Raw genomic sequence first — 20,747 nt, 5'->3', positions numbered from 1 at the left:
TTTCATCTAGATGGGTTATAGGAAGGAGAAAATATAATGAATATTCAGACTATTTATCTCGCAGGAGGCTGTTTTTGGGGATTAGAGGCTTATTTTCATCGTATTGATGGTGTGTTAGATGCTATTTCTGGTTATGCTAATGGAAAAACTGAAAACCCAAGCTATCAGGATGTTTTATATAACAACACAGGTCATGCAGAAACAGTCAAGGTTATCTATGATCAGGATAAACTCAGTTTAGAAGATATTTTGCAATATTATTTCCGAGTGATTGATCCGACTAGTTTAAATCAACAGGGTAATGACAAAGGTACTCAATATAGAACGGGGATCTATTATACAACCCCTTTACAAAAAGAGATTATTTCAACCGCACTTGCACAGGAGCAAGCCAAATATTCCCAACCCATTGTTGTGGAGAATTTACCATTACAACGTTTTGATCCAGCGGAGGAATATCATCAGGATTATTTGCTGAAAAATCCAAATGGTTATTGCCATATTGATATTAGAAAAGCAGATGAACCCTTGCAAAAAACTCGCTCAGTAAAGAAGTTTATTAAACCTTCGGAGCCACAATTACGCCAAATGCTCACACCAGAACAATATTTTGTTACTCAACAAAACGGTACGGAACGACCGTTTAGCCATGAATATGATCACTTATTTGAAGATGGTATTTATGTTGATATTGTGAGTGGAGAGCCTTTATTTAGCTCAAAGGATAAATTTAATTCTGGTTGTGGTTGGCCAAGTTTTAGTAAACCTATTACAGCTGATGCACTCATTGAGCATCAAGATTATAGCCATAATATGTTACGCACAGAAGTTCGTAGCCAACAGGCAGATTCTCATTTAGGGCATGTATTTCCTGATGGTCCTAAAACACTAGGTGGAATGCGTTACTGTATTAATGGCGCAAGCCTAAAATTTATACCTCTCAGCAAAATGGATGAATTAGGTTATGCTGATTGGAAAGATAAGCTAAAATAAGCTCATTCAATGAAAAATTATAGAAAATAGACCGCACTTTATGACTAAGAAATTCCTATTAAATTTAATAAATATACTTGCATTAGCATTCTTGCTTAGTGCTTGCCAAAAAGAAGAAGTTGTATCATTAAATGGCAAAACCATGGGTACAACCTATCACATCAAATATATTGATGAAGGTAAAGCAAAGTTAAATTCAGAGCAAATTTATCAAGGCATAGAAGCAATTTTGCAAGATGTAAATGCCAAAATGTCCACTTATATTCCTGATTCAGAATTAAGTTTGTTTAACAAAAATCCTGAAGTTAATACGCCAATTGAGGTTTCTGCTGATTTAGCTCGTGTAGTGGCTGAGGCAATAGAATTAAATCAAATCACTCAAGGTGCTCTTGATGTAACCGTTGGGCCAGTGGTGAATTTATGGGGGTTTGGACCTGAAAAACGAGTGGAAAAAGCCCCAACAGCAGAACAAATAGCTGAACGAAAAGCTTGGGTGGGTATTGAAAAGGTCAAATTAACACAAAAGAATGACAAATTCTTTTTAACAAAATCTGTTCCTCAGCTGTACATAGACTTATCTTCTATTGCCAAAGGTTTTGGTGTGGATAAAGTGGCGGATTATATTGCAGAGCAAGGGATTACTCATTATTTAGTGGAAATCGGTGGCGAAATTCGTGCTAATGGCCATAATGCTGAAAATAAAGCTTGGCAAATAGCCATTGAAAAACCAACTTTCGACGGAACAAGATCCGTATCACAAGTGATAGGTTTGCAAGATTTTGCAATGGCAACTTCTGGGGATTATCGCAACTATTTTGAGCAAGATGGAAAACGTTTTTCTCATGAAATAGATCCTAAGACTTGCCAGCCCATTCAGCATAATTTAGCTTCCATCACGGTTTTATCTAAAAGCTCAATGACGGCTGACGGGTTATCTACGGGGTTATTTGTCTTAGGGGCGGAAAAAGCATTAGAAGTTGCTGAACAGTATAATTTACCCATTTATTTAACCGTCAAAACGACACAAGGTTTTGAAAATAAAATGTCTTCTAAATTTGCAGAAATTTTATCAACACAGAAAAAATAAGGAACTTTTATGAAACTCTTTTTAGTCACTTTTGCAATTTTCCTCTTAGTTATCTTTGGTATGGCGCTTGGTTATATCGTAAAACGTAAATCCATTGCAGGAAGCTGTGGTGGTATTTCTGCATTAGGTATGAAAAAAGTTTGTGACTGCGACACACCATGCGATAACCTACAAGCTAAACTTGATGCAGGCGATGAAGAGGCAAAAGCAGAATACGAAGAAAAATTCGCTAAAAAACAACCGCAGTTTTACGAAGTGAAATAGCTAATTTGCTTTTCCTTTGGAGGATATATGCAGCAAGATATTCGCTGGAAACAGCGTTTTGATAAGTATAAACAAGCTTTGCATCAGCTTGAAAGTGCGGTGCTAGAATATGCCGATACTGAAATTGATATTATTAAAGAAGGTATTATTCAACGCTTTGAATTTACCCATGAACTTGCTTGGAAAGTTATGCAAGATTATTTAAAAGCACAGGGTGAAGTGGATGTTTTTGGTTCAAAAATAGCGACTCGTTTAGCCTTTAATCGTGAGTTAATTAATCAAGGGGAAATTTGGCTTGATATGATTGAGACACGTAATATCACCGTACATACTTATGATGAAAAAATCCTCAATGAGCAATTTAACAAAGTAGTGAATAATTACTTGCCACTGTTCTTACAATTTCAACAAAGACTCGAAAAATTATGTCAGATTTCGGATTGAGTGAGCGCTCAACAAGCAGAATAAAAAATATTCTGAAAAAATATCCCGAAGTTGAGCAAGCTATCATTTATGGCTCAAGAGCAATGGGTAATTATCGAGAAGGATCTGATATTGATTTAACCCTAAAAGGCGAAAATTTGACCAGAGAAATAGCTTGTAAAATTTGGAATGACTTAGATGATTCTTATCTTCCTTATTTCTTTGATTTATCTATTTATCATCAGCTGAGCCATCAACCTTTTATAGAACATATCGATCGAGTAGGAAAACTCTTTTATCAACGAGAAGACAAATAATGAAATCATCAACTTATGAAAAAACTTTCCCAAAACTGACCGCACTTGAGCTTGTGAAAAATCTCGGCAAAATGCAATTTTCGAAAAAATTAGTTTTTTCAGTCTTTATATTTGCGCAAGTTTTTTCGCTCGCTTTTGCAGCAGATAACAAAGTTGAACCAAAGAAAATCAGCATTGATGGCTCAAGTTATACCCTTGTTGCACCAACAAATAATGCGGAAAAAATAAAACAGAATTTGACTAAGGTAGATGAAATTCTTGCTGAAAAACGGAAAATCTCAGAGCAAATCAATTCCACAGAGGATAAGCAAATCCTTGAGGAACAATTTGAAAATAACTATAAATTGATGATCGAACAGGATAATCTTCTCAAAGATATTTTTCAGCAAGGTAATTATTCTCATGGCTTGCTCGTCAAATTTATCAATATGAGAAAATCTTTTGCTCATAGCTTGAAGAAAGACTTTGAAAAATTTGTACAAAAAGGGATTGCAGATAGAAATGCTGCGGATAGATTTTTACAAATGTTTGATGTGAATACTTCACAATATGAAAGCGTATTTATCTTTTTATTTAAAAACTACCTGCAATAAAATTTTTTAACTTAACTGGCAAAAAGAAATATATGAAATCCATTGTTTACGAAAAAACTTTCCCAAAACTGACCGCACTTGAGCTGGCTGAAAATAGCAAAAAGAAAGTCATTTGTGGGATGTCCGGCGGCGTTGATTCTTCCGTTTCTGCCTTTATTCTTCAACAACAAGGCTATCAAGTAGAAGGCTTGTTTATGAAGAATTGGGAGGAAGATGATGATACTGATTATTGTACTGCGGCTAGTGATTTAGCTGATGCACAAGCCGTTTGCGATAAATTAGGCATTAAGCTACATAAAATCAATTTTGCTGCGGAATATTGGGATAATGTATTTGAGCATTTTTTAGCTGAATATAAAGCGGGCCGCACGCCAAACCCTGATATTTTGTGTAACAAAGAAATCAAATTTAAAGCCTTCTTAGAATATGCTGCGGAAGATTTAGGGGCGGATTATATTGCCACAGGACATTATGTTCGTCGACTGGATGTAAATGGGCAATCACAACTCTTACGTGGCTTAGATAGTAATAAAGATCAAAGCTATTTCCTTTATACCTTAAGCAAAGATCAAGTTGCACAAAGTCTATTTCCTGTGGGCGAAATTGAAAAGCCGATTGTGCGTGCCATTGCAGAAGATTTGGGCTTAGTAACAGCGAAAAAGAAAGACTCCACTGGCATTTGCTTTATTGGCGAACGTAAATTTAAAGATTTTCTAGCCAGATTTCTGCCAGCTCAACCGGGCGAAATTCGTACTGTTGATGGCAAGGTCATCGGCAAGCATGATGGCTTAATGTATCACACTCTTGGTCAACGCAAAGGCCTAGGCATTGGTGGAGTCAAAGGTTTAAGTGAAGATCCATTTTATGTGGTAGAAAAAGATTTAATTAACAATGTATTAGTGGTTGCTCAGGGGCATGATAATTCAGCGTTATTGTCATCTGGCTTAATTGCAACTCAACTACATTGGGTTGATCGCCAACCTATTCAGCAAAATTTACGTTGTACAGTAAAAACTCGTTACCGCCAACAAGATGTCGCTTGCGAGATCATTCCAATCAACGATGATTGTATTGAAGTGCGGTTTGATGAACCACAAATCGCCGTGACCCCAGGGCAATCAGCTGTGTTCTATCAAGGTGAAGTCTGCCTTGGTGGTGGCGTGATTGAACGACAAATTAAATAAGAAGAATGGCTAATCTTTCGTGATCTGCCCCCAAAAAGTTGGGCGAAACAGCCAACTGATTAAGGTGCAGATTTTTATGACTAAATATACCCAGTCGTTCAAACAACAGATCATCGAATTTTATCTGCAATCAACCTTTTGCAAACTTGAAAGAACGATTCACGGGTATGTGCATTACTATAACTATGAGTGAATTCGAGTTAAATTAAAAGGACTGAGCCCTGTTGAATATAGAACTCAGTCCTTAAATTAAATGTGTCTAACTTTTTTGGGCAGATCATTTAATCTCGTCTTTAATTTATTATTTATTTTTAAGCAATTCATTCATTTCTATAAGCAATTTATTTTCACGCTTGAGGTTTTCAATTAATTCATCTTTATGAGAAAGCATTAATTGTAAGCGTTGAATTTCTAGCTCTAAATCTTTATTTCCTGAACCGAAAAAAGCATTATTAAATGAATCTGTATTTGTTGAATGATTAAAATTGATTTGTGCATCTTCACCATAAGCCAATAATTCAACTACATCGATCCCAAACACTTCTGAAATTTGCTCTAATCTATCCAGATTAGAACGTGTATCGCCCCGCTCAATTTTTGCATATCCTTGCGTGGACATGCTTAATTTATTTGCCATATCTTCCTGTGTCCATTGACGACTTTCTCTTAATTGGCGGATTTTTTCATTTGTTTTCATAAGCAATACTTTTTAGATAGGTGTGATTAGTTTTTGGGGATGCAAGCTGTACTCGTTGTTGATTGTAGCATAAGGTGTAAAAGTTACATAATTTTAACTTCGAGATTCAAGTCTAGAATCTAGTTTTTTAACGCTTTTGGAGAATTAAATTATGGCTAAACGTACTGTTGGTTCATCATTATCAGCAAGGATTGCAGCAGAAGCAAAGGAAATTGATCTAAGGTTATGGAATCTGACACCAGAAGAGCAAGAAATAAATACCTTTCTGATGGAAAGAAATATTAAATGGTTGTGTCATTTTACACCAAGAGAAAATCTAAATAAGATAAGGAGGGATGGCTTAAAAATCAGAAGTGATTTAGATTTTGATGCGGTTGTTACAGATCAAGGGCGATATGATCGTTACAATAATGCTATTTGTTTATCTATTAGTAAACCGAATAAATGGATGTACCAAAAGAAAATTGATCAAGGATTTGATTTATGTTTACTCTTAATAAGTCCAGCCGTTCTCTGTAAGAAAAAATGTGCATTCTACCCACATAATGCAGCAACTGCGAGTTATCGTCATATAAATTTTGAACAAATGGCTGGCTTATCTGCATTAGAAAAATTATTCAATAATCCAATAACATTCCAAAAATCAGGATAAGAACCACAATCAATTTGGCGACATGATTGGTTAAACCCATGTGAAACCACCTCTGATCAAGCAGAAGTGCAATGCTTGGAGAATATTGAACCATTCTATATTGATCATATTATTGAAGATAATATCCCTTTAACATATGATGAAATACTAAATTTTATTAATACAATAGAATTAGAAAAACAACGTGAATTAGAAAAACAACGTGAATTAGAAAGACAACGTGAATTAGAAAGACAACGTGAATTAGAAAGACAATGTGAATTAGAAAGACAACGTGAATTAGAAAGACAACGAGAGTTAGAAAGACAACGAGAGTTAGAAAAACGGCGAGAGTTAGAAAAACGGCGAGAGTTAGAAAAACGGCGAGAGTTAGAAAAACGGCGAGAGTTAGAAAAACGGCGAGAGTTAGAAAGACAACGAGAGTTAGAAAGACGGCGAGAGTTAGAAAGGCAACGTGAGTTAGAAAAATTACGTAGAGAAAGAGAAGAAAGTAGTCACTCTATCTCTAGTTATCGTTCTAAATCTAGTGGAGGTGGTTGTTTAGGCATTATTATTTTAATCATCATTGCTATGATTTTCATATTTTAGGAAGGTTTTATGAAACAAAAAAGTATAGGAAAAACTAAACGCCCAATTTTTATCCCTAATGTACAGAATATCGGTGTTATTGAGCAAGAAATTGAATTTGATTGGCATATGGGAATGAGCGCAGAAGTTCGGAAACGTTCTATAAAAAGTTTACATGAACAAGCTAAGTTAAAAGGTTTCAAAAAAATACTTGAAGCATCAAGTAAATCAGAACAATCAATTGGTATTCAGCTAAGTGCATTTTATTTAAAGAATATTAAAGGCTACTCAGTTGAAAACTTGTTTCAGAGTAGTAAGATTTTTGAAAATGGTGGACCTTATAGAGATTTATTAACAGTAACGCCAAGAGAGGCAAAAAAAGATCTCCGTCTTAAAGAAAGTGGGAATTTAATAAGATTTGAGATTAATGGAAATCAATATCCACTGGAACCTAAAAGCTTATTTTATGATTGGTTATATCTTAATGTTTTATTCTCAGAAAGAAATTTAGATCTTAGAGAAGAATTTTTTGAAATGAAATTTGATGCTTTTAGTGATATTGAATTTAATCCGACGAAATCATTTAGCTGTCAAGCAAGAACACTGGCTCTTTGTGTATCATTATATCGAAACGAAAGTGTGCAAGACTTTATTAAAGACCCTATATCATTTTCTCAAGAGTTTAATCTATATAACAAAGTAGATGACTCTAATAATTTATCTTTATTTCCAGATATCTGACAAACAATAATAAAAAACTAGAGTTTCCTATTTAATATCTAAGCTCAAATTAAAAGGAAACTCTTATTTTATTTTTATCAGGTAATAACTAACTTTCCCTATAATGCTCACGTCCTCACGAGTGCTTTATTTTTAATCAAAAGTGTGGTGGTATTTTGATAGTATTTTCAGATACCCGTGAGGATACTAGCATCAGCAAAGTAGATTGTAGAGCAATGCGAACTATTTTCTATAATTGAAGTTTCATTTCTAAATCAAAATTTTCAATCATAAAAAATAAAATAGGAATTGTTGAAGGGGCAATCTTATAGAAGCAGATCTATCAAGGCGAAGGCTGCCTTGGGGGGCGTGATTGAACGACAAATTAAATAAGAATAATGGCTAATCTTGAGGTTAGCCATTTTTTTCGTTATATTCTTACCTAAGCATATACTCATAGATTTTTGGAGCGTATTCTTTTTTGCACTATATGTATAAAAATTAGTCATTGTAAATACGCATTTATACTTAACTTGATAAAAATCATGTCATTTTTCTACATTCTCTTTATAATTCGAACTACCTAATTTTTGGTAATTTTTGATTTTTTTATTTATAAGTGGAGTGATTTTAATGTCAAAATTTAAAAAACTTTTGACTGGTGTAGGTTTAGCCGCAATTGGTGCCGCAGCTTTATTAGGAACACAATATATGATGAAAGAAACTAGCAGTGTTGAGTTTTGTGTAAGCTGTCATTCAATGTCTTATCCAAAAGAAGAATGGGAAGGAAGCGTACATTTTTCTAATCGTAAAGGGATTAGAGCGGAATGTGCGGATTGCCATGTGCCACAAGATGGATTGCATTATGTAAAAGCTAAATTTATTGCATTAAAAGATGTTTGGTATGAGTTCCAAGGCAAAATCAAAGATCAAGATGATTATGAAAAACATCGTGCAGCTATGGCACAGAAAGTTTGGGAAGATATGAAAGCAACTGATTCTGCCACTTGTAAAAGTTGTCATAGCTTTGATGCAATGGTGCTTTCTGAACAAAAAGAAGCTGCACAAAAAATGCATAAATTAGCGCAAGAAACCAATCAAACTTGTATTGATTGCCATAAAGGTATTGTTCATTTTATGCCTGAAATTGAAGTTGATTCAGCTGCAGCAACAGGTGAGTTAACTAAGCATGGTGGTGAATTTAACCAAAATGATGAAACCCTTTATTCTTTGTCAATGTTTAATGGAAAACTCGTAAATGGCGGTGAAGTACGTTTGATGCCTTATGCTGAGTTAGTGAATTGGAAACTAAATGGCGATAATGTTGTTGCAACTGTACATGGTTGGCAACAAGTGGGTGCAGAATCCGTTGTTTATGCTCATTTAGGTAAACGTATTATGGTTGCATTACTAACTGATGAAGTTAAAGAAAAAGTCACTGTCGCAAAAACGGTTTATGATGATGTAACTGCATCAGATTGGAAAGAAATTACCTTTGATGTAGAAGTGCCAAAATCGGCAATTACGGCAAACCTGAACGCTTTAAATCAATTTGGCGATAACTTAAATCAAACAAATTGTAGCGGTTGCCATGCAGCAATTGGTGCAAGTCACTATACAGCAAATCAATGGATTGGCGTAGTGAACTCAATGAAAGATCGCACATCAATGTCCGCTGATGATGTTCGTGCCGTAACAATTTATTTGCAGCGTAATGCAAAAGATATAGTGGGTAGTTCACACTAACCTCTCTTGTTAAGAGATTATATAACTTGACTCCGAGCCTAATTTCCTAAGTTAAGATTAATATGGAAATAGTGCCTGCAACTTGATTGCACAAGGTGTATTTAGAAATGAATACGCCTCCCCTTTGGAAAGGTGTCGTAACTTAAACTTTCGCAATATTTGAGAAAGTGCGGTGGCTTTTTAGGCTATTTGCAAACGACATCTTTCGTCTTCTTTTCTCAATACTTTTGCGATACTCAATGGGAGTCTATACATGAAAAAAGACAACGTTAACGCAAGTCGTAGAAGTTTCATTAAAAATTCATCTTTAGGTGTAGCTGGTACATCTTTACTTGGTGGTACAACAGGTGTAGTTGGATCGTTAATTGCACCAAGTGCGGTTGCTGCTGAAAGTAAAACTGTCGTGACAGCAGCACACTGGGGACCTTTAGGGGTTGTAGTGGAAGATGGCAAAGTCGTTAAATCAGGCCCAGCAATTCCAGCACCAGTTGAAAATGAATTGCAATCTGTTGTGGCAGACCAACTTTATAGCGAAACTCGAGTAAAATATCCGATGGTGCGTAAAGGTTATTTAGAAGGCAATAAAGATAATAGCTTGCGTGGCCGTGATGAATGGGTTCGTGTTTCTTGGGATAAAGCGTTTGAATTAGTTGATAGCGAATTTAAGAGAGTTCGTGCAGAAGGTGGCGCTGAAAATATTTTTGGCGGTTCATATGGTTGGAAAAGTTCTGGCGCATTACATTCTTGCCGTACTTTGTTGCACCGTTATTTAAATGCAACTGGTGGTTTTGTTGGTCATAAAGGGGACTATTCAACAGGTGCTGCACAAGTCATTATGCCTCATGTATTAGGGACTATTGAAGTATATGAACAGCAAACTAGCTGGGAAACTATTTTAGAAAGCAGTGAAATCGTTGTACTTTGGTCTGCAAACCCGATGACGACTTTACGTATTGCTTGGACTTCTACCGATCAGCAAGGTATTGAATATTTCAATAAATTGAAAGAGAGCGGCAAACGCATTATTTGTATTGACCCTGTGCGTAGTGAAAGCTGTGAATATTTAGGTGCTGAATGGATTCCTATTCATACCGCAACAGATGTTCCATTAATGTTAGGTATGGCTCATACATTAGTTGAAGAAAATAAACATGATCAGGATTTCCTTAAAAAATATACGACTGGCTATGACAAGTTTGAAGCTTATTTATTAGGTAAAGAAGATGGTCAAGTGAAAAATGCGGAATGGGCAAGTAAAATTTGTGGAATTCCTGCTGATGTAATTAAACAGTTAGCTCGTGATTTTTCATCTAAACGTACTATGTTAATGGCGGGTTGGGGTATGCAGCGTCAACGTCACGGAGAACAGGCACATTGGATGTTAGTTACTTTAGCTTCAATGTTAGGACAAATTGGCTTACCTGGTGGTGGTTTTGGTTTAAGTTATCATTACTCCAACGGTGGTGCTCCAACAGCAACTGGTGGTAGCTTAAGTTCTATTTCTGCAACCTTAGAAAATAATAGTTCAAATACAGGGCAATCTTGGTTAGCCAAAACATCAGCGCTAAGTTTCCCATTAGCTCGTATCGCAGATGTTTTATTAAATCCAGGCAAAAAAATTCAACACAATGGAACAGAAGTAACCTATCCAGATATTAAATTAATCTATTGGACTGGTGGAAATCCTTTCGTTCATCACCAAGATACAAACTTGTTAGTGAAGGCATGGCAAAAACCAGAAACTGTTATTGTTAATGAAATTTACTGGACACCAACTGCTCGTATGGCTGACATCGTATTACCAGTCACTACTAGCTATGAGCGTAATGACTTAACAATGTCAGGCGATTATTCAATGATGAATATTTTCCCAATGAAACAAGTTGTTGAGCCTCAATTTGAAGCAAAAAATGATTATGATATTTTTGCTGAATTAGCCAAAAGAGCGGGTGTTGAACAGCAATTTACCGAAGGAAAATCGGAAATGGATTGGTTAAAAGCGTTTTATCAAGATGCCTTTGATTCAGCGCGTAAAAACCGTGTCATCATGCCTAAATTTGAAAAATTCTGGGAAGAAAATAAACCAATTACTTTCAAAGCTAATGAGAAAGCGAAAAAATGGGTTCGTTACGAAGAATTCCGCAATGATCCATTGTTAAACCCATTAGGCACACCTTCTGGAAAAATTGAAATTTATTCTGATGTTGTGGCTAAAATGGGTTATGACGATTGTAAAGGTCATGCAAGTTGGATGGTACCAGAGGAGTTTGCTGGTAATGTAACGCCAGAAGCGCCATTAGCATTGGTTACTCCACACCCATATTATCGTTTACATAGCCAATTAGCGCATACATCATTACGTCAAAAATATGCGGTAAATGATCGTGAGCCAGTATTAATTCACAAAGATGATGCTGCTGCTCGTGGAATTGTGGATGGCGATATTGTTCGTATTTTCAATAAACGTGGTCAAGTGCTTGCTGGTGCAGTAGTGACTGATGGCGTGATTAAAGGAACAGTCGCATTACACGAAGGCGCTTGGTATGACCCTGCTGATTTAGGTCAATCAGAATTGCCTTTATGTAAAAATGGTTGCCCGAACGTATTAACTCGTGATGAAGGCACATCTAAACTTGCACAAGGTAACTCGCCTAATACCTGTACTGTTCAAGTAGAAAAATTCACAGGACAAGCACCAGAAGTTACTGTATTTAAACAACCAAAACATGCTAAAAGTTAACCGCATTTTTAGTTAAGATGTGATGAAAAGCCCCATTATTTTTTGATAATGGGACTTTTTTATGTAAGGCATGGAGCTAAATATCAGTAAAAGTCCTCATATTTAGCACCCAAAATACTCGTTATTAACTGATGTGTTGATGAATTTCATCAAACACGCCAACACCTTTTGAGCCAATTGCAGAGGCAATACCGACAGCATAAGCACCAACTGCTTTCATACGTTGATATCCGCCGATATCACTTACCCCACCGACACCAATTAATTGTAAGGATTGTAATTCTGGATGTTGATCTAACATTTTGCGTAACGTGTACACATTACCGAGTGCAAGTGGATGGATTGGTGCGCCAGCCATTCCGCCAATGCCTGTGCCAGCCATGGATTTGAGAACGGTATTTGGTAAGTCTTGGCTTTGTAGCAACAATGAAGAACCAAGAGTATTGGTAGATACAATAAATTGAATTGGTAAGCCTTGTTGCTGGCTAATGCTGAGCAACGCATCTATTACACGATCATATTGCTCTTGATAGGTAAATGGAGGTGTTTTAATACCAATTGGTAATTCAAGATATTGGTTTGCTTGTTTTAATTGTGCAATGGTTTGATTGAGTTGGTTAAGATAGGTTAGCAATTCATCGCGGTCATAAGCTGGGGAAATTTTACCCGGAATGTTTGGGCAAGAAAGGTTAATTTCCATCGCTAAATCCATTTTTACTTTAGGCTGGAATGCGGTGATTTTTTCATAGGCCTTGCCCATTTCTTCAGGGGTTCCAGTCACGGAAACAATAAATGGTTTAAGTTGGAAATCAGCAGGTAGTTCGTCAGAAATTGTTTGAATGAAAGAGAGGTATTCGTCTAAGGTAAAAGGGCTGAAGCCAATAGTATTTAATGTTGCTGTTTGATCTGGGGTACTTTCTGAAAGATTTGGAATTGAAGGAGAATGGTCGGAAGGATTAAAGAAAACAAATTGATTTACAGCAGGATCATCTGGAAAGCCATCTATCATTGAAGTCCTCGTGGTCACTGCGCCAGTTGACTTACAATGATAAAGCTCTCGCAACTGATCTAATGTTTTTGCCCAAGGACATGGTGTGTTGAGTAATGGTGGATTGATGTGTAGTGTTTTCATTTTTCTTCCTCTATGTGTTAAAAAAATCGGCGGATTATTTCATTAAATGAAAAAATTTGCAAGCCGATTTTTTAACAAAAGTGCGGTGTTATTTTGTAATTTTTAACACGACTGAAACCATATCCCCTTTATTCAATAATTGACTTAAGCGTGCGGTTTCTAAGCAAAGCATATTTTTATAGTCCTGCGGCTGCATCGCACTCATTTCTTTATGCCAAGGATTCCATAACACTAACTCTGTGGCATTATGATGTTCGATCTCAATTTGGCGTTGATAGCTTTTATCTGTAATCAGGTTTTGGCTTTGCTCAAGGGCATAAATACAATCAATATGCTGATCAATTTTGCGTGGCGATGGATATTGTTCTTTTTGTTGGCTAACAGCATTAAAAGCAACGGTTGGCAAAGGATGCACTTCCACTTGTGCAATATCGCCCACACTGAAATAGCTATGTAATGCTAGTTGTACCTGTTCATCAGTACAATGGGTAAATTGTACTTCACACTTATCATCAAACAACATACAAACTTTCGCTTGTAGGACTTGTTGCTGATCAAAATAACTAAATTCCAACCGCACTTTATCCTGAGCGATGCTGTAATCTGTAAGCTGCCATAATGCAATACGAGCCGTACCATGAGGCGGTTGTTTTGCTCCACCAAACCAAGGGTAACAAAGTGGAATACCTCCACGAATTGCAACACCTAATTGAAAAGGATCGATTTCACTTAACCACAGCACATCTTGCGACTCATTTGCTGGTTTCCAGCTTAATAGCTGTGCACCTTGTAGGGAAATTTTTGCTTCGCCAAGTGAATGCTTTAATTCTAAAACGGGAATTTCATTGTAATGAAATAGGTTTAATTCCGAGCTGATTTGTTGAATATGTTGGATTAACATTTTTTCTCCTTAATTATCTGAATTGTCCAAGACGAATTTGTTGGCTCATATTTTGCATATCTTGTGCTGTGTTTTGAAAGAAGTAACGATAAGAGGCACATAAATAATTATGTTTAACAGGTTCATTTTTTACTTCGATAATCCGATGTTTCGGGCAACCGCCATAACAAAATCGCTTAAATTCACATTGTTCGCAAATTTGCGTGAGTTGTTGCTTAGCAAAACCAAATTGCCGTTGCTGTTTGGAAAGCACTAAATCCACTAAACTCGTTTGATTGAGATTGCCGATTTTATGTTCTGGATAAACAAAATGATCGCAGCTATACACATCGCCATTCGCTTCAACCACTAAAGATTTGCCACAACTCTCTTGTTGAACACAGCTACTTGAAGGATAACCTAACCATTGCCCCAATAAATTATCAAATTCTAAAACAAAGATTTTGCCAATATCTTGCTGTTTCCATTGCTCAAAAACATCCACTAAAAAACGCCCATATCCTTCGGAAGACACGGAAAAAGGCTGAAGTTTGTCCGATGGAGCTATTTCCACAATGGGAATAAATTGCATAAAAGTTGAGCCTAGTTCTTTTAATGCTAAATAGGTTTCTTTGCCTTTTTGCCAATTTTGATCGTTTACTACGGTCAAGGTATTAAAATCCACCTGATATTTTTTTAATAACTCGAGAGATTTAAGTACACGATCAAAAGTGCCTTGCCCATTATTTGCGATGCGATAACGATTATGCACCGCAGCAATGCCGTCAATGGATAAGCCAATAAGAAAATGATGCTGTTTAAAAAATTCTGCCCATTGTTGATTTAAGGCTATGCCATTGGTCTGAAAAGCATTAGTAATGGTTTTACCATTGGCAAATTCTTGTTGAAAACTGACCGCTCTTTTAAAAAAATCTAAGCCCAACAAAGTAGGCTCGCCACCTTGCCAAGCAAATTCCACTCGATTTCCCGCATGAGATTCTATGTAATTTTTAATATAGTTTCGCAAGGTGTCTGTTGACATAAACGCCGCTTGTTTACCAAAATCCTGTTCTTTTTGTAGGTAAAAACAATATTTACATTGGATATTACAATGGAAACTACTCGGCTTTGCCATTAAATGAAAATGGGCTTGTGGGGTAAAAAATGCCATAAAACGTCCTAAAACTCACCGCACTTATTTGCTTTTATTGTTAGGTAATACATTGTTAAATAAGCCATTTTGCTTCAATTCTTTGGCAATACGAATGGCGGTTTCTGTTTCACAGCCCGCATATTCGGCAATTTCACGATAAGTCCAATTATAGTAAGGAAAGTTGGTCGTAAGAAAATATAGGCTATCAATCACACGATCTAAAGTGCGTAAATAAGCACTTTTAGCTAAACGCTCTTCCGCATCTCTTAATTCATTGGCAAGAGTCTGCATAAGGATTTTGCTTAATTGGGCATTTTGTGCGAGAAATTGATCGATATCTTCAGGGCAAACTTGCACAATCTCCGCCTCAATTAATACTTTCGCATTACAATGATAACGCCCATCTCCCAAGCCAAATAAAGTGCGAAAACCAAAATAATCCCCTTGTTTATACAAACGCACCAAACTTTCTTTGCCATTATCTAAGGTATGACAAAGCCCAATCAGCCCTTGTTTTAGAAAATAAAAACCCTGTGCTGATTCTCCTTGTTGGTAAACAGTCATCCCTTTAGGTAGTTGATGCAAATAACTGAGATGACAATGCTTTAAATCTGATGGCAAAATTAGCTGGCTAGTCATAATTATCCTTTTTTATTGGAAAAGTGCGGTTGTTTTTATTGGTTATTTACTGATTGAATAATGTAACAAAAAAGGCGAGTTTAATCTCGCCTTTCTTTAATTTTTAAGTAGTTCGTTTATTTCTGTAAGTAATTTGTTTAATCACCAGTTACAACCCTAAATTTTAAGATAATTCACTGATAATTCTATTTGCAACACGAATAAACTCGTCCGCATTTCGATGAGTATTCATTTGTATTGGATTACTTTTACAAAATTGAATAATAGATGCTTTCACTTGCTCATCATTCATAAAATGACGAAAGCTATAATGATCAATTTCGTATAATCTCAACAGAGCAATTTTGCTTAGAGCATTAGTTGCCCCTTTCGGTTGAATAAAACTTTTCAAACGTTCACTATTAAAAGATTTCATTTGCTCCCAGTTTGTAGAAATAAGTTCCTTACTTTTTTCTTCTGCTGCAGATACCATACTTTTTCCTGCATCAAATAAAGCGTCAAAAAATCCCATAGTTTTCTTTCTCCTATATGTTTATTTAAATAATTGATTGGTACTAAACACCATTTTCGCAATGGTTTTAAGTTTGCATTTTAGGTGTTCCAACGTTAGAGCAAAATTCACATTCCTCTAAAAAGGAAATTTATTTAGACTTATTCCACCACAATTTTGAAGAGCTTACTTATTGGTACCCCAAATAATTAGATTAGTAGATAAATTCAAACTTTGCTAGAATATCTGAGCACCGCTTATTTTGCCATTAAGAAATAGGCAAGTAATCAACCTAAAAACGATGTATTTACATCGAAAAAAGAGGGCGTTATGACAAAAATCAATGAACGTATTCGTGTACTGCGAGAAGAACATTTATTTTCTCAAGAGCAAATGGCAGAAAAAATGCACTTGTCGCCAAATAGCTATGGAAAATTAGAACGAGGTGAAACGAAATTAACTTTAGATAAGTTAGAGCAGATTGCGAATATTTTCGATATGGATATCGTAGAATTAATTAATTCTGGTGATAGAAACATTTCCTATCAAGTGAATCATTATGTTTCGGGAGTAAATGCGGTAAACATTGGCTCAGAACTCAAAGAGTTTAAAGATTTTATTTTCGAGAATGAAAAGCTACAGCTAATTATTGCCCATAAAGATGAAACCATAGAACATCAAAAGCAAGAAATTGCACTATTGAGACAGATGTTGGAAATGTATCAAATAACTCAAAAACCATAATAATCGATTCACTTTTTTCTCGCTAGTACTTGTATCTTCATTAATGTTTAAGATTCAACCAAAAGTGCGGTGATATTTTGATAATATTTCGGGCACCTGTGAGGACACTCAGCTACTATTTCTCCTAAAAAGTATTGTCATCAAATGTATTTATAATTGAAGTTTCATTGCTAAATCAAAAAAGTTTCAATTATACTTTAAACTTTTTTATGTTTTGAAAAAGTTACAATTATAAAAAAGAAAATAGGAATTATTGATAGATCAATTTAATGGGGAATTTGTAGATTTGATAAAGTGCGGTTGGAATTGTCCGCAACTCAATTTGCAAAAAATAATAAAAAATCGACCGCTTGTTTGGATTAAAAAAGGACGCCAGCGTGGCGTCCTACAAAGGTTATTTTTTTAGATTTCATCAATAATACGATATACCCAATTTTCCAGCGGGTCGTTGAGACGTTTCATCTCTACTCGCATTTCTTCCAACATCTCTTTTTTGATCTCGCGGTATTCAGGATCGTAGAAGAGATTGTGCATTTCATCTGGGTCTTTGCGAATATCGTATAGCTCACAAAGATCAGTCGCGTTGAATGCTAGCTTGTAATCTTTGCGACGCCACATTCGCTGTTCGAAATAGACGAAATGCCCTGCCAGTTGCCCTAATAACCCTTTGCGTTGGTTAGGTTGGTTTTGGCGAGTGATTGGAAGGATGGTTTCCCCTTGGAATGCTTCTGGGATTTGTTGCCCTGCAATATCGTAAACTGTAGAAGTTAAGTCGTGTAGATAAACGAGATTATCATCCACTTGATTTTTACGATCAGATTTTGGGTCTTTGATGATCAACGGAATGTTGTAGGTGGATTCAAACATAAATTCACCTTTTTCAATCATTCGATGAGCGCCCATTGCATCACCATGATCCGCTGTAGCAACAAGGAAGGTGTTGTCATAGAGATTATTCTCTTCTAAGAAGGTGAATAATTCGCCGATGGCATCATCAATCATTGTAATGTAGCCCCAGAATTTAGCGATCACTTCACGCCAATGCTCTTCGCTGGCTTCCCACATTCCCCACATTTTCGAAATGGTGCGGAAATGGTTTGGTTTGCCTTCTAATGGTGTGAAGAAACTTTCATCGAGTACGATTTGTTGTGGATCGTACATCGAATAATAAGGCTCAGGCACAACACAAGGAGTATGAGGTCCCCAGAAGTTTACCCATGTAAAGAACGGTTTCCCTTCGGCTAAGGATTCTCGAATATAGCGTTTAGTTTCATCAATAATGAAATACTCAATGGTTTCTTCTTTCGTTCCCGACAATAATCCGCAAAGTTCTTGTACGCGTAAATGAGGATTATCGCCAAAGTACGCATTACTTACCGTCGGTGCTTCATAACCTTTTTCTTCCAACCATTCTTTATAACGGTTGGAATGTGTTGGTGGCTGATTAAACACTAAATTTTTATACACGCCACTGCCAGGGTAGCCGTAGCCATCAAAATTATGCCCTTTGATGTCATAATCTTCAGGCACAGATTTAGTACCCACATGCCATTTACCTACAACATAGGTGTTATATCCTTCTAAGCGAGCAATATTCGGGGAAGTTTGACTGATTTCCCCTGTTCCGCCTTTTTCACCATTTTTGATAATGCCATGGCTAGATGGCATTAATCCGGTAAAAAGTGAAGTTCTCGCAGGACCACACACTGAAGCTGGTGTAAATGCATTATTAAAGCGAATACCATCTTTTGCTAAGCGATCTAAATTCGGTGTTTTAACAATTTGGTGACCATAGGTACCCAACATATCTTTACGCACCTGATCAAGCAAAATATAGATAATATTATTCATAGATAACGCCTTTATGCTTTTTGTTTACGTCCGAATACAAAGATTACAATCACTTGTAACACTGCCCATACACCTAAAATTAGGCTTGTATTACCTTGTTCTGAAGCTAATCCTAAAGGTGACAAGATAGTATAAAGAGTAACTAAGCCTAATACTAATGACGCAACAGTCAATTTCGCATATTCCCAGTTGGTTAAATCAACGTTTGCATGGTTGATTTTGTTATCTTCATAAGGAGTTGCACGTTTTAAGAACTGACCTAAGAATAACATCAATACAACATCGAAGACGAATAATGATGCCATGACGTACACGAAGTTCCATTTCACTTGGAAGACCCAAACGATGCAGAAATAAAGTACAACGTGAACTAATAAAGCGATACGAGCGGCTAATCCAGACACAGTTTTGTTAAATAAACCGACAGCAAATAATGCAACAATTGGAATATTAACGAAACCTGCAAAACGTTTTGTCACTAAGAAAATACCATCAGTACCAAACATGAGTAACGGAGCAATAATAATTGTTACCACCGCCATTACCGCAGAGATTTTTTTCGCAAAGGCGATAAGCTCAACGTCTGAACGCTCTTTTTTGCTGATTGAAGGTAATAGGTCTTTACAGAAAATAGTCGCTGCTGAGTTTAAGAATGAGTTAAATGTACTCAATACTGCACCGAATAATGCTGCAACAAAGAAACCTTGTAATGCTGTTGGCAATACTTTATTCACTAATTGAGGATAGGTTACGTCCATTTTTAAGCCTTCGCCTAAAATATGGAAACTTAATAAGCCTGGAAGGTTAAGAATAATTGGTAATAACAGCAAGAATAATGCCGCAATTAAAATACCTTTTTGCCCTGCTTTTAAGTCTTTCGCCCCTAATGCACGTTGAACAATTGCTTGGTTAGTTGTCCAGTAGAAGAAGTGTACGATTAAGATACCGGTAAACATTGCAGGCCATGGCACAGCATCGGTTGCACTACCAATCGCATTAAATTTTTCAATATGAGTAGTTGTGATGATTTTAAAACCTTCACTAATGCTACCATCACCTAAATAACTTAATGCGAAAATAGGCACTAACAATGCACCAATCACAAGGATAACCGCATTCCAAGTATCAGAAACAGCAACCGCTTTTAAACCACCGAAAATCGCATAAATCGCACCAACCACGCCGATGGCGATAACCGTATAAACAATGGCTTGACCATAACTTAAACCAAAAATAGTTTCTAAGTTAAAGACTTTGTTAAACGCAATTGCCCCTGTGTAAAGTGCGGTTGGAATTACGATAAATAAATAGAACACTAAGAATAGCGTTGACATAATCAAACGAGTTTGACGGTCAAAACGGCTCTCAAAGAATTCTGGAATGGTGGTATAACCATTACGAATATATTTAGGAAGAAGATAAAGTGCTAAGAAACAGAGTGGAATAACAGGTTGAACTGTCCAAGCAATAATAGAGAAATTGCCTTTATAAGAGTTCGCATTCACGCCAATAAGTTGTTCTGTTGATAATGAGGTTAATACCATTGAACAACCAATCACCACCGCACTTAAACCTCGACCCGCTAAGAAATAGCCTTTTGAGGTGGTTAAATCATCATTTCTGGTTTTATACCAAGAAATCCCCGCAATTAAGCCTGTTACCACTAGAAAACTGACAATGGTTAAAAACATATAGTCCTCCTGTAATGCATGAAAAAATACAAGCATCTATTAAGATACGTAATTAGTATAATACATAGGAAAATGGATACTTATGATCTTCATCATAGGCCAACTCTGAGCTAGATCACAGTTCAAAAAATAATTTCAGAATTTTTTTATTGAATATGAGCATGATCATAATAATTATTTCTAC

General features: G+C 36.1%; 21 protein-coding genes, 1 pseudogene and 1 riboswitch. Of the genes and pseudogenes, 14 read left to right on the top strand and 8 right to left on the bottom strand.

Going from position 1 to position 20,747, the window contains the following annotated elements; translation table 11 throughout:
- The first annotated feature begins 36 nt into the window (after positions 1-36).
- From msrAB to B0186_RS11520, 8 genes and pseudogenes are all read left to right on the top strand, one after another.
- Positions 37-993, top strand: coding sequence for a bifunctional peptide-methionine (S)-S-oxide reductase MsrA/peptide-methionine (R)-S-oxide reductase MsrB (gene msrAB, locus B0186_RS06245; protein WP_078218516.1), 957 nt, complete (start codon positions 37-39; stop codon positions 991-993).
- 40 nt (positions 994-1,033) lie between these two features.
- Positions 1,034-2,080: an FAD:protein FMN transferase gene (locus B0186_RS06240; RefSeq protein WP_078218515.1), complete on the top strand. Its 1,047-nt coding sequence runs from the start codon at positions 1,034-1,036 to the stop codon at positions 2,078-2,080.
- A 9-nt stretch (positions 2,081-2,089) separates the two neighbouring features.
- Positions 2,090-2,344 (top strand): (Na+)-NQR maturation NqrM, encoded by a 255-nt coding sequence (nqrM, locus tag B0186_RS06235; RefSeq protein ID WP_078218514.1) that lies wholly within the window; start codon positions 2,090-2,092, stop codon positions 2,342-2,344.
- A 27-nt stretch (positions 2,345-2,371) separates the two neighbouring features.
- The gene (locus B0186_RS06230; protein WP_078218513.1) at positions 2,372-2,788 is read left to right on the top strand and encodes a nucleotidyltransferase substrate binding protein; all 417 of its coding nucleotides are present in this window, start codon (positions 2,372-2,374) and stop codon (positions 2,786-2,788) included.
- Positions 2,770-3,084, top strand: a complete 315-nt coding sequence (locus B0186_RS06225; RefSeq protein WP_078218512.1) for a nucleotidyltransferase domain-containing protein — start codon at positions 2,770-2,772, stop codon at positions 3,082-3,084. Before B0186_RS06230 ends, B0186_RS06225 begins: the two co-directional genes overlap by 19 nt.
- A complete protein-coding gene (locus B0186_RS06220; RefSeq protein WP_235817193.1) occupies positions 3,084-3,677 on the top strand; it encodes a hypothetical protein in 594 nt (197 codons plus the stop codon). The genes B0186_RS06225 and B0186_RS06220 overlap by 1 nt, the downstream gene beginning before the upstream one ends.
- Before the next feature lie 32 nt (positions 3,678-3,709).
- On the top strand, positions 3,710-4,861 hold the full coding sequence (mnmA, locus tag B0186_RS06215) for a tRNA 2-thiouridine(34) synthase MnmA (RefSeq protein WP_078218511.1): 1,152 nt from the start codon (positions 3,710-3,712) through the stop codon (positions 4,859-4,861).
- Between the two features lie 133 nt (positions 4,862-4,994).
- Positions 4,995-5,114: pseudogene (locus B0186_RS11520) on the top strand (IS3 family transposase); the annotation flags it as partial.
- Between the two features lie 48 nt (positions 5,115-5,162).
- On the opposite strand, the gene B0186_RS06210 reads toward B0186_RS11520, so the two are convergent.
- Positions 5,163-5,558, bottom strand: coding sequence for a helix-turn-helix domain-containing protein (locus B0186_RS06210; RefSeq protein WP_078218510.1), 396 nt, complete (start codon positions 5,556-5,558; stop codon positions 5,163-5,165).
- A 151-nt stretch (positions 5,559-5,709) separates the two neighbouring features.
- Here B0186_RS06210 and B0186_RS06205 point away from each other — a divergent pair, with 151 nt between their 5' ends.
- From B0186_RS06205 to torA, 5 genes are all read left to right on the top strand, one after another.
- Positions 5,710-6,210: a DarT ssDNA thymidine ADP-ribosyltransferase family protein gene (locus B0186_RS06205; RefSeq protein WP_078218509.1), complete on the top strand. Its 501-nt coding sequence runs from the start codon at positions 5,710-5,712 to the stop codon at positions 6,208-6,210.
- Positions 6,211-6,285: 75 nt separating this feature from the next.
- Positions 6,286-6,798, top strand: a complete 513-nt coding sequence (locus B0186_RS11875) for a hypothetical protein (RefSeq protein ID WP_078218508.1) — start codon at positions 6,286-6,288, stop codon at positions 6,796-6,798.
- Positions 6,799-6,807: 9 nt separating this feature from the next.
- Positions 6,808-7,518 carry a DarT1-associated NADAR antitoxin family protein gene (locus tag B0186_RS06195; RefSeq protein ID WP_078218507.1) on the top strand — a complete coding sequence of 237 codons (711 nt, stop codon included), beginning with the start codon at positions 6,808-6,810 and terminating at the stop codon, positions 7,516-7,518.
- A gap of 612 nt (positions 7,519-8,130) precedes the next feature.
- Entirely contained in the window at positions 8,131-9,243 is a 1,113-nt protein-coding gene (locus B0186_RS06190; protein ID WP_078218506.1) for a NapC/NirT family cytochrome c, read from the top strand.
- Positions 9,244-9,261: 18 nt separating this feature from the next.
- Positions 9,262-9,394: riboswitch (molybdenum cofactor riboswitch) on the top strand.
- A gap of 102 nt (positions 9,395-9,496) precedes the next feature.
- The gene (torA, locus tag B0186_RS06185) at positions 9,497-11,983 is read left to right on the top strand and encodes a trimethylamine-N-oxide reductase TorA (RefSeq protein ID WP_078218505.1); all 2,487 of its coding nucleotides are present in this window, start codon (positions 9,497-9,499) and stop codon (positions 11,981-11,983) included.
- Between the two features lie 124 nt (positions 11,984-12,107).
- Here torA and B0186_RS06180 read toward each other — a convergent pair whose 3' ends face one another.
- The 5 genes from B0186_RS06180 to B0186_RS06160 form a co-directional block, all read right to left on the bottom strand.
- Complete coding sequence (locus B0186_RS06180) at positions 12,108-13,115, bottom strand: dihydroorotate dehydrogenase (protein ID WP_078218504.1); 1,008 nt, start codon at positions 13,113-13,115, stop codon at positions 12,108-12,110.
- A gap of 88 nt (positions 13,116-13,203) precedes the next feature.
- Complete coding sequence (locus B0186_RS06175; protein WP_078218503.1) at positions 13,204-14,016, bottom strand: D-hexose-6-phosphate mutarotase; 813 nt, start codon at positions 14,014-14,016, stop codon at positions 13,204-13,206.
- Positions 14,017-14,029: 13 nt separating this feature from the next.
- On the bottom strand, positions 14,030-15,166 hold the full coding sequence (locus B0186_RS06170; protein ID WP_078218502.1) for an anaerobic sulfatase maturase: 1,137 nt from the start codon (positions 15,164-15,166) through the stop codon (positions 14,030-14,032).
- A 24-nt stretch (positions 15,167-15,190) separates the two neighbouring features.
- On the bottom strand, positions 15,191-15,787 hold the full coding sequence (locus B0186_RS06165) for a Crp/Fnr family transcriptional regulator (RefSeq protein WP_078218501.1): 597 nt from the start codon (positions 15,785-15,787) through the stop codon (positions 15,191-15,193).
- A 163-nt stretch (positions 15,788-15,950) separates the two neighbouring features.
- The gene (locus B0186_RS06160) at positions 15,951-16,298 is read right to left on the bottom strand and encodes a hypothetical protein (RefSeq protein WP_078218500.1); all 348 of its coding nucleotides are present in this window, start codon (positions 16,296-16,298) and stop codon (positions 15,951-15,953) included.
- 309 nt (positions 16,299-16,607) lie between these two features.
- Here B0186_RS06160 and B0186_RS06155 point away from each other — a divergent pair, with 309 nt between their 5' ends.
- Positions 16,608-17,021: a helix-turn-helix domain-containing protein gene (locus B0186_RS06155; protein WP_078218499.1), complete on the top strand. Its 414-nt coding sequence runs from the start codon at positions 16,608-16,610 to the stop codon at positions 17,019-17,021.
- A 402-nt stretch (positions 17,022-17,423) separates the two neighbouring features.
- Here B0186_RS06155 and B0186_RS06150 read toward each other — a convergent pair whose 3' ends face one another.
- Both B0186_RS06150 and B0186_RS06145 read right to left on the bottom strand, forming a co-directional pair.
- The gene (locus B0186_RS06150; protein ID WP_078218498.1) at positions 17,424-18,872 is read right to left on the bottom strand and encodes a sulfatase-like hydrolase/transferase; all 1,449 of its coding nucleotides are present in this window, start codon (positions 18,870-18,872) and stop codon (positions 17,424-17,426) included.
- 11 nt (positions 18,873-18,883) lie between these two features.
- Positions 18,884-20,563 carry a solute:sodium symporter family transporter gene (locus tag B0186_RS06145; protein WP_078218497.1) on the bottom strand — a complete coding sequence of 560 codons (1,680 nt, stop codon included), beginning with the start codon at positions 20,561-20,563 and terminating at the stop codon, positions 18,884-18,886.
- Positions 20,564-20,747 lie beyond the last annotated feature (184 nt).

It is taken from the genome of Canicola haemoglobinophilus (genome assembly GCF_002015075.1).
Taxonomy (GTDB): Bacteria; Pseudomonadota; Gammaproteobacteria; order Enterobacterales; family Pasteurellaceae; genus Canicola; species Canicola haemoglobinophilus.
The sequence above is the reverse complement of the archived record's forward strand: the minus strand, read 5'-3'. Positions and strand labels throughout refer to the sequence as shown.